The 8,445-nt window shown below is 72.8% G+C and carries 9 protein-coding genes and 1 pseudogene; 8 read left to right on the forward strand and 2 right to left on the reverse strand.

Annotated features, from left to right (window positions below):
• The coding region (locus tag AAHZ94_RS23430; RefSeq protein WP_349994963.1) for an inositol monophosphatase family protein at window positions 1–722 on the forward strand (722 nt) is incomplete at its 5' end.
• Window positions 723–1,264: 542 nt separating this feature from the next.
• Here the strand turns inward: AAHZ94_RS23430 and AAHZ94_RS23435 are convergent.
• A complete protein-coding gene (locus tag AAHZ94_RS23435) occupies window positions 1,265–1,438 on the reverse strand; it encodes a hypothetical protein (RefSeq protein ID WP_349994964.1) in 174 nt (57 codons plus the stop codon).
• Between the two features lie 457 nt (window positions 1,439–1,895).
• On the opposite strand from AAHZ94_RS23435, the gene AAHZ94_RS23440 reads away from it, so the two are divergent.
• From AAHZ94_RS23440 to AAHZ94_RS23455, 4 genes and pseudogenes are all read left to right on the forward strand, one after another.
• Entirely contained in the window at window positions 1,896–2,549 is a 654-nt protein-coding gene (locus tag AAHZ94_RS23440) for a response regulator transcription factor (RefSeq protein ID WP_349994965.1), read from the forward strand.
• Window positions 2,550–2,555: 6 nt separating this feature from the next.
• The gene (locus AAHZ94_RS23445; RefSeq protein ID WP_349994966.1) at window positions 2,556–3,803 is read left to right on the forward strand and encodes a sensor histidine kinase; all 1,248 of its coding nucleotides are present in this window, start codon (window positions 2,556–2,558) and stop codon (window positions 3,801–3,803) included.
• 443 nt (window positions 3,804–4,246) lie between these two features.
• Window positions 4,247–4,546 (forward strand): DUF4193 domain-containing protein, encoded by a 300-nt coding sequence (locus AAHZ94_RS23450; protein ID WP_176164529.1) that lies wholly within the window; start codon window positions 4,247–4,249, stop codon window positions 4,544–4,546.
• A gap of 16 nt (window positions 4,547–4,562) precedes the next feature.
• A pseudogene (locus AAHZ94_RS23455) lies at window positions 4,563–5,291 on the forward strand (hypothetical protein); the annotation flags it as partial.
• A gap of 640 nt (window positions 5,292–5,931) precedes the next feature.
• Here AAHZ94_RS23455 and AAHZ94_RS23460 read toward each other — a convergent pair.
• Window positions 5,932–6,378 carry a DUF3093 domain-containing protein gene (locus tag AAHZ94_RS23460; RefSeq protein ID WP_349994968.1) on the reverse strand — a complete coding sequence of 149 codons (447 nt, stop codon included), beginning with the start codon at window positions 6,376–6,378 and terminating at the stop codon, window positions 5,932–5,934.
• Between the two features lie 59 nt (window positions 6,379–6,437).
• Between AAHZ94_RS23460 and AAHZ94_RS23465 the strand changes: the two genes are divergently transcribed.
• Genes AAHZ94_RS23465 through AAHZ94_RS23475 form a run of 3 tightly spaced genes read left to right on the forward strand, consistent with a single transcriptional unit; the run spans window position 6,438 to window position 8,306 of the window.
• The gene (locus tag AAHZ94_RS23465) at window positions 6,438–7,022 is read left to right on the forward strand and encodes a PaaI family thioesterase (RefSeq protein WP_349994969.1); all 585 of its coding nucleotides are present in this window, start codon (window positions 6,438–6,440) and stop codon (window positions 7,020–7,022) included.
• On the forward strand, window positions 7,019–7,534 hold the full coding sequence (gene dut, locus AAHZ94_RS23470) for a dUTP diphosphatase (RefSeq protein ID WP_349994970.1): 516 nt from the start codon (window positions 7,019–7,021) through the stop codon (window positions 7,532–7,534). Before AAHZ94_RS23465 ends, dut begins: the two co-directional genes overlap by 4 nt.
• Window position 7,535: 1 nt before the next feature.
• Window positions 7,536–8,306: a DUF3710 domain-containing protein gene (locus tag AAHZ94_RS23475; RefSeq protein WP_349994971.1), complete on the forward strand. Its 771-nt coding sequence runs from the start codon at window positions 7,536–7,538 to the stop codon at window positions 8,304–8,306.
• Window positions 8,307–8,445 lie beyond the last annotated feature (139 nt).

Below are 8,445 nucleotides of genomic sequence, written 5' to 3' on the forward strand. Positions count from 1 at the left end.
GTGTGCCGGGTGTTGCGTCCCGGCCCGTGCCCGCGGCCCCCGGGCATGCCGGGGCGCCGCACGGTGCGGTGGGCCGTGGGGGGGGGGGGGGGGGGCGCGGGGGGGGGGGGGGGGGGGGGGCGGGGGGGGGGGGGGGGGGGGGGGGGCGCCGCCCCGGCACCAGCGGGGTGCGCTGGGTGATCGACCCCATCGACGGCACGGTGAACTACCTCTACGGCCTCCCGTCCTGGTCCGTCAGCATCGCGGCCGAACTGCACGGGGAGACCGTCGTCGGCGTGGTGGAGGTGCCGATGCGCGGCGAGACCTTCCGCGCGGTGGCCGGCGCCGGCGCCCACCTCGGGGACCGGCCGATACGGGTGCGCCCGGCGCCCCCCTTCGAGCAGTCGCTGGTCGGCACCGGCTTCAGCTACCTCACCGAGCGCAAGGTGGCCCAGGCCGAGGTGGTCAAGGTGCTGCTGCCGCAGGTGCGCGACATCCGCCGGGGCGGGTCGGCCGCCATCGACCTGTGCGACGTGGCCTGCGGCCGGCTCGACGGCTATTACGAGCGCGGCCTCAACCCCTGGGACTACGCGGCCGGCGACCTGATCGCCCGCGAGGCCGGGGCGTCCACCGGCGGCCGCCCCGGCGACCCCCTCTCCACGGACCTCGCCGTCGCCGCCACCCCCGGCCTCTTCCCGGAGCTCCAGAGCCGCCTGGAGGCGCTGGGGGCCTGGCACGACTAGAGCCCGGAGCCGGAGCCGGGAGCCCGAGCCTTGGAGCTGAGCTGAGCTGAGAGCCGGGGCCTGGGCCGAGTCGGGGAGTCGCTGGGCCCGCCGGGACGCCGTAGGCCGCGCACCACGCGCTGCACGCCGGCCCCGTCGGGCCCTTGCCCCCGCTGCCCGACCTTAGGTCCCCGCCCGGGCCCCCACGCTCCGTACGCCCGCCTGCCGCCTGTCGTGGGCCGCCTGCCGTGGGCAGGGGCGGGTGCCGCACACGCGTCCCTGGCCGCCCGCCGCCCCACCGCCGACGAGGGCACGGGGAGACAAGGGCACAGGGACACATGAGCACAAACGCACAAAGACACAAGGCGACAAATGTGTGGGTGGCCCCGCCCGGGGAGGGCTGCGCGTGGTCCGGGCGCGACGATGCCCCGGGCCGCCTGCGGGGGCGTCCGGGGCATCGGGAGTTTCGGAAGTGCTGGGGCGAGCTAGGGCGTACTACGGGGTACGCGGCCCGGTGGTCCGGCGCCTTCCAGCCGGGTCGCTACCGGAGCGCCCGCCCCGGGTCAGGCGCTGGCGGCGCTGACCTGGACGCCGTGTTCGGCGGCCAGGCGGCGGAGGTCGTCCAGCTCTGCCTGCTCCACTTCGACCAGGAAGTCGTCGCCCGACTCGCGGGCGCGCGTCAGGTCCGTTTCGGTGGCCTCTATGCGCTGCAGAAGTCCTGCGGTGAACGCGTCCATGGTGCGCCCCCTCGTCGTGGGTCGGCTCGGTGGCACGGGGTGTGCCCTGGGAGTTGCCCCGCGGTGGCGGGAGGACGATCACGCGTCTGATCACCGAAAGCGACGAGGCGACTGAGCGCCGCGTGCTTCGGCCAAGGCGTGATCGCGGGGTGTGCAGTCGTCTTCCCCCGCCCTCCGCACCCAGAAACCTCCCCTTCCGAAGATTCCTCAAGGCCCGCTCCCGGCCGCGGACGGGCCCGTACACACCGCGTTGAGCAGCCCCTTACCGCCGGTTTATCGGGCTTAGAGGCAGGATGGAGACGCTCATCGGGCTCCGGCGCGACGTGCCGCGCGTCGTTGGTTGACCGCGGGGCGAGCACGGGGCGAACGCCGGGCCAGCGCGCGGCGAACGCCGGGCACATCGAGGAGGGGCCCAGCGGGCCGACCGCCCCACGGGGCGTACTGAAAGGACAACACCGTGCGTGTACTCGTCGTCGAGGACGAGCAGCTTCTCGCGGACGCGGTGGCCACCGGGCTACGGCGGGAGGCCATGGCCGTCGACGTCGTCTACGACGGTGCGGCGGCCCTGGAGCGGATCGCCGTGAACGACTACGACGTGGTGGTGCTCGACCGCGACTTGCCGCTGGTGCACGGCGACGAGGTGTGCCGCAAGCTGGTCGACCTCGGGCTGCCCACCCGCGTCCTGATGCTCACCGCGTCCGGCGACGTCAGCGACCGGGTGGAGGGGCTGGAGATCGGCGCGGACGACTATCTGCCCAAGCCGTTCGCGTTCAGCGAACTCATCGCCCGGGTGCGGGCGCTCGGGCGCCGTACGACCGTGGCCCTGCCGCCGGTCCTGGAGCGCGCCGGGATCAAGCTGGACCCCAACCGGCGCGAGGTCTTCCGCGAGGGCCAGGAGATCCAGCTCGCCCCGAAGGAGTTCGCCGTCCTTGAGGTGCTGCTGCGCAGCGAGGGCGCCGTCGTCTCCGCGGAGCAACTCCTTGAGAAGGCGTGGGACGAGAACACCGACCCGTTCACCAACGTCGTCCGGGTCACCGTGATGACGTTGCGCCGCAAGTTGGGCGAGCCCGCCGTGATCGTGACCGTCCCCGGTTCCGGATACCGGATCTGACCGGACATGGCCGCCACTCCACCCCCTACGCCACCGCAGCCCCCCGCGCCACCCAAGCCGCACTGGTCCCCGTCCGAGCTCGGCCGGCCGCTTCCCTGGCTGCGTCCGACCATCCGCATACGGCTCACGCTGCTGTACGGCGGCATGTTCCTGATGGCCGGAATCCTGCTGCTGTCGATCATCTATCTGCTGGCGGCCGACGCCCTGCACAAGGGCAATGAGCTTCCGTTCCAGATCATCAACGCCGACTACCGGGCCACCAGCGACATCTGCAACCTGCCCGACCGGGGCAACAGCACGCAGTTCAACCGGGCCGTCGCCGCCTGCATGCAGAGCCAGCGCGAGATGGCGCTCGACGGACTGCTGCGCAGGTCGCTGCTGGCCCTGCTGGGCCTGACGGTGGTCGCCTTCGCCTTCGGGTACGCGATGGCGGGGCGCGTCCTGTCGCCGCTGGGCCGGATCACCCGTACCGCGCGCCAGGTGGCCGGCTCCGACCTCTCCCGGCGCATCGAGCTGGGCGGCCCGGACGACGAGCTCAAGGAGCTTTCGGACACCTTCGACGAGATGTTGGAGCGGCTGGACCGTGCGTTCACCGCACAGCAGCGGTTCGTCGCCAACGCCTCGCACGAACTGCGCACCCCGCTCGCCATCAACCGCACGCTGCTCGAAGTGCAGCTCTCGGATCCGGACGCGTCACCTGAGCTGACCCAGCTCGGCAAGACGCTGCTGGCCACCAACGAGCGCAGCGAGCAACTGGTGGAGGGGCTGCTGCTGCTCGCCCGCAGCGACAACGAGATCGTGGACCGCAAGCCGGTGGACCTCGCCGAGGTGGCCACCCAGGCCGTTGACCAGGCGCGTACGGAGGCCCAGGCCAAGGGCGTGGAGTTGCGAGGCAGCCAGCAGCCGGCGATCGTGCAGGGCAACGGGGTGCTCCTGGAGCGGGTGGCGCTCAACCTGGTGCAGAACGCGGTGCGCTACAACGCGCCCGACGGCTGGGTGGAGGTGAACACCGCGCTGGACCGCTCGGCGGCGGTGCTGGTGGTCTCGAATACCGGCCCGGTGGTTCCCGCGTACGAGGTCGACAACATCTTCGAGCCGTTCCGGCGGCTGCGGACCGAGCGGACCGGCAGCGACAAGGGCGTCGGGCTCGGTCTGTCGATCGTGCGGTCCGTGGTCAGGGCGCACGGTGGGCGGATCTCGGCGCTGCCCCGCGAGGGCGGCGGGCTGGTGATCCGGGTCTCCTTCCCCGTCTGAGCGGGGCGGCACGGACCGGCTCGCTGGACGCGCCGGGGACCTTGGGGGGACGATGCAAGAAAGAGCCGGAATTTGTTCGCTTTTAGCGGAATTATCCTGACTCTATAAGACTCATCCACATGTGTTTTCGATCACATGGGCGAATTTCGGCCATCTACTCTCCGTAGCTGCCGGGAGTGGCGGAAAGCCGGGAAAATCCGGGTTTTCGGGGGTCGCGATCACGGGAAGTACCGGTGGGGGTGCGTGTGAACTGCCCCGCGCCCATCGTGTACCGTCCCACCGCCATCCCACCGGATCACCTCTTTCAGGGGGCCGGTTGGGTGTCGATTGAGTAACAGACCTTGATGTGAGGCAAAATCTCCGCCTCAGGTCGGGCACAAGTCCGGCCTCTCACGCGTTACGTGCGCTGGAGACACCGCAGATACCCAGAGGGGGAGAGCGACATGGCAACGGATTACGACACCCCACGTAAGACCGACGACGACGTCAACGAGGACAGCATTGAGGAGCTGAAGGCCCGGCGGAACGACAAGTCCGCGTCCACCGTCGATGTGGACGAGTTCGAGCAGGCGGAGGGCCTTGAGCTGCCCGGCGCCGACCTGTCGAACGAGGAACTGTCGGTGCGGGTCCTGCCCCGCCAGGCAGATGAGTTCACCTGCATGAGCTGCTTCCTCGTGCACCACCGGAGTCAACTGGCCGCCGAGAAGAACGGCCAGCCGATCTGCCGCGACTGCGCGGCCTGATTCACGGCTCCCTGCGGTGCGGGACGTTTCCCAGCGGGGTGATGCGAACGTCGAGCGGGGCCGGGCGGCCTCGCTCGCGGACGCCGTCCACCGCGGGCGCAAGGCCGCCGGCGACGGCGTCAAGCACACCGGTCGTGGGCTGCGTGCGGCCCTCGCCGTCGTGGCCGACCGGATCATCGCGGGCGCGCCCCGCGTTCCGGTCCGGGACCTCGCGACGCTGCGGGCCCAGTTCCCGGGACTCGGCCCGGAAGAGATCGCGGACAAGCTCGTCGCGGGAGCCGTGGGCGGCACCGCGACGGTGGGCGCGGGAGTGGGCGCCGCCGCGATGATGCCCGTCCCGCCGGCCATGCCGGCGGAACTGGCCGCCGAGATCGTCGGCGTCGCGTCCATAGAGTTCAAGCTCATCGCCGAGCTGCACGAGGTGTACGGCCTGCGGGCGCCGGGCCCGCTGCGCCAGCGCTCCGCCGCCTACCTCATGGCGTGGACGCAGGAGCGGGGCATCGACGTCGTCAAGCCCGCCAGCTTCAACGCCGCGCTCAGCGGGCCGCTCAAGCGCGAGCTGCGGCAGCGGATCGTCAAGCGCACCTTGCGCAACCTGCCCAACCTGGCGCCCTTCATGATCGGCGCGGCCGTCGGGGCGTTGCTGAACCGCCGCGAGACCAAGCGGCTCGCCGAGAAGGTCCGGGCCGACCTGCGGCCCCGCCAGATCCCCTGGGACCAGCTCCCGCCCCCCGAGAGGGGCCAAGGCGAGCTGCCCGCGCCGCCCACCACCACCGCGTCTGTGCCGTACGAGACCCGGTCGGCGCTGGATGCGCCCGCCGCAGCGGCGTACGGAGAGGCCGTGCTCGGAGCCGCTGCCCTTGAAGCCGCTCTCGAAGATGCCGCCCGCGACGACCTCGCCCGCGACGACCTCGCGGGGGAAGACCCGGCTGCCACTCCGCGCCGTCCCCGGCGCCGTGGCCTGCGCCGCCGTCCCCGCGACTGATCGGCGGCAGGGGCCCGGCACGCCCCCGGCTCCCGCCGCTGCTGCCCTGGCTCCCTGAGGCCCCTGGCCTCTACCGCGCCCGGCCCGCTCCCGCAGCTCCAGCACCGGCGGGCGGCCCCCGTGAGCTCCTGCCCGGCTGGCGGCCCGTACCGCCTGCTCACCGGCCCGTACGGGTCCCTCCGGCCCGCATCCGTGCTGCCGCCTCGCCCGGCCCGACCAGCGGAGCAACGTTCAGCCCGGCCCAGCCCAGCCCAGACCAGCCCGGCCCAGACCACCGGCAAGGGCGACCCGTGCGCGGGCCCGCGCGGGTGTGGCTGCGGCGTCGATGCCCAGTCCAGCAGGGGTGATCCCCGTGCGAGCCCGGGCGCAGGCGTGGCCCGGGTCGGTGTGCGGGGTTCCCTCAGCCCGTGCGGACCGCCGCGATCGCCGCGGCGAGACGCTGCGGGTGGCGGGTGGAGAGGTAGAGATAGGGCGTCGGGTCGGCCGGGTCGACGACCTCGATGCGCAGCGCCGTCGGGATGTAGCTGCGCAGCAGCATGAAGGCCCGCGGGTCGGCCTTGGGGCCGCGCCAGGCGACGGCCTCCGCGGCGTCCAGCACCCGCGCCTCACCGAGCGCGGTGACCGGGATCTTCGCGTCGCCGGCGACCAGCGAACCGGCCACCACCCGGATGCGCACCGAGCCGTAGGCGCTGACCGCGATGCTGGCCAGCGCGCCCGCGCCGATCAGCCCGCCGAGCATGGCCAGCGTCCCCAGCGGCAGCAGGATCAACGCCCCCGCGACACCGGTCAGGGCAGCCGAGAGCCACCAGATTCGGGGTGCGGTCAGGCGTTCTTCGTAAGGCTGCATGGTTTCCAGCTTGGCACGGCGGAGTACGCCGCCCACCAGCGCGGGTAAGGTCTGCACCCGTGAGTGCACGAACGACATCGCTGACGCCGCGGGCGGAGGCCGGGCCACCGGTGCGGCACCCCGCCGCGCCCGCGCCCGGGGAGCTGCTCGGCGCCCATTACGACCAGTGTTTCGGCTGCGGCGAGACCGAGCCGCACGGGCTGCACCTGGCGACGCGGGCCGGCGATGGCGTGAGCGTCACCGCGCGGTTCACGGTCAGGGCCGCCCACCAGGGCGCCCCCGGGCTCGCGCACGGCGGGGTGCTGACCACCGCGCTGGACGAGGCGTTGGGTGCGCTCGGCTGGCTGCTGCGGGTGATCGCGGTGACCGGCCGGCTGGAGACCGACTTCCTGCGCCCGGTCCCGGTCGACACCGAGCTGTACATCGACGCCCGGGTCGTGGCGGTGCACGGGCGCAAGATCTACTCCACCGCGACCGGTCGGATCGGCGGGCCCGACGGGCCGGTCGCCGTCCGCGCGGACGCGCTCTTCATCGAGGTCAAGGTGGACCACTTCATCGCGAACGGCCGGCCGGAAGAGATCAACGCGGCCCTCTCCGACCCGGACCAGATCAAGGTCGCGCGTGCCTTTGAGGTGAATCCGTGAGCCGTGAGCCCGTAGACGTCCTGATCCGGCGGGTGGACCCGTCGGTTCCGCTGCCCGCCTACGGTCACCCCGGGGACGCCGGGGCCGACCTGGTCACCACCGAGGCCGCCGAACTCGCCCCGGGCGAGCGCGCGGTGCTGCCGACCGGGGTGTCCATCGCACTGCCCGACGGGTACGCGGCGTTCGTGCACCCCCGCTCGGGCCTGGCGGCCCGGCTGGGAGTGGCGCTGGTGAATGCCCCCGGCACGGTGGATGCCGGGTACCGTGGGGAGATCAAGGTGATCGTGGTCAATCTGGACCCGCGCGAGAGCGTGCGGTTCGAGCGCTTCGACCGGATCGCCCAGCTCATCGTTCAGCAGGTGGAGAAGGTGCGCTTCCACGAGGTGGCGGAGCTTCCCGGATCGGCGCGTGCCGAAGGGGGCTTCGGGTCCACGGGGGGCCATGCCGCGATGGGCGGCTCATCGGGTGGGAACGGATACGCTTCGGTCGGTGCCGACCGGGAAGGACAGTGACGTGTTCGGACGTCGACGCAAGCGCAGTGAGGACGCCGTCGACCAGGTCGACAAGGGCGTGGCAGCCGAGGAGTCGGCCGAGGACACGGCTGATGAGCCGGCGGACGAGGTGGAGCAGGTAAGCCTGCCGCCCGCGCCGCGCCCGGACGGGCCGTGGGACATCTCCGAGGTCAGCAAGCCCGGTGAGGGCCGCGTCGACCTCGGTGGCCTGTTCGTGCCCGGGGTCGAGGGCATGGAGCTGCGGGTCGAGGTCGCTGGTGACTCGATCGTCGCCGCCACCGTCGTACTGCGGGACAGCGCGGTGCAGTTGCAGGGCTTCGCCGCCCCCAAGAACGAGGGCATCTGGCGCGAGGTGCGCGAGGAGATCGGCGGCGGCATCACCCAGCAGGGCGGTGTGGTCGACGAGGTCGAGGGCCCGCTCGGCTGGGAGCTGCGGGCGCAGGTTCCCGTGCAACTGCCGGACGGCACCAACGGCGTGCAACTGGTGCGCTTCGTCGGCGTGGACGGCCCGCGCTGGTTCCTGCGCGGTGTGATCTCCGGGCAGGGCGCGGTCCAGCCGGAGGCGGCCGGGCTGCTGGAGCAGATCGTCCGGGACACCGTCGTGGTCCGCGGCGAGTCGCCGATGGCCCCGCGCGACCCGATCGTCCTGAAGCTGCCCGAGGACGCACAGATGGTTCCGGACGGCGTCCAGCAGGAAGAAGCCGCCGGTTCGCGGTTCGCCGGTGGCGTCGACCAGTTGCAGCGCGGCCCCGAGATCACCGAGGTGCGCTGACCCCGGCGGGCGCCCCCTTGAGCGCTCCTTCGGCCCAGGTCATGGCCGGAAACTGACCCTTAGCGGGGGGGGGGGGGGGGGGGGGGGGGGGGGGGGGGGGGGGGGGGGGGGGGGGGGGGGGGGGGGGGGGGGGGGGGGG

It is taken from the genome of Streptomyces sp. HSW2009 (assembly GCF_040240285.1).
GTDB lineage: Bacteria > Actinomycetota > Actinomycetes > Streptomycetales > Streptomycetaceae > Streptomyces.

What these genes read in the sequence shown, in the direction of transcription:
- AAHZ94_RS23450 (WP_176164529.1), top strand. Translation starts at nt 4,247, where the DNA reads ATGGCAACGGATTACGACACCCCACGTAAGACCGACGACGACGTCAAC.
- AAHZ94_RS23445 (WP_349994966.1), top strand. Translation starts at nt 2,556, where the DNA reads ATGGCCGCCACTCCACCCCCTACGCCACCGCAGCCCCCCGCGCCACCC.
- AAHZ94_RS23435 (WP_349994964.1), bottom strand. Translation starts at nt 1,438, where the DNA reads ATGGACGCGTTCACCGCAGGACTTCTGCAGCGCATAGAGGCCACCGAA.
- AAHZ94_RS23460 (WP_349994968.1), bottom strand. Translation starts at nt 6,378, where the DNA reads ATGCAGCCTTACGAAGAACGCCTGACCGCACCCCGAATCTGGTGGCTC.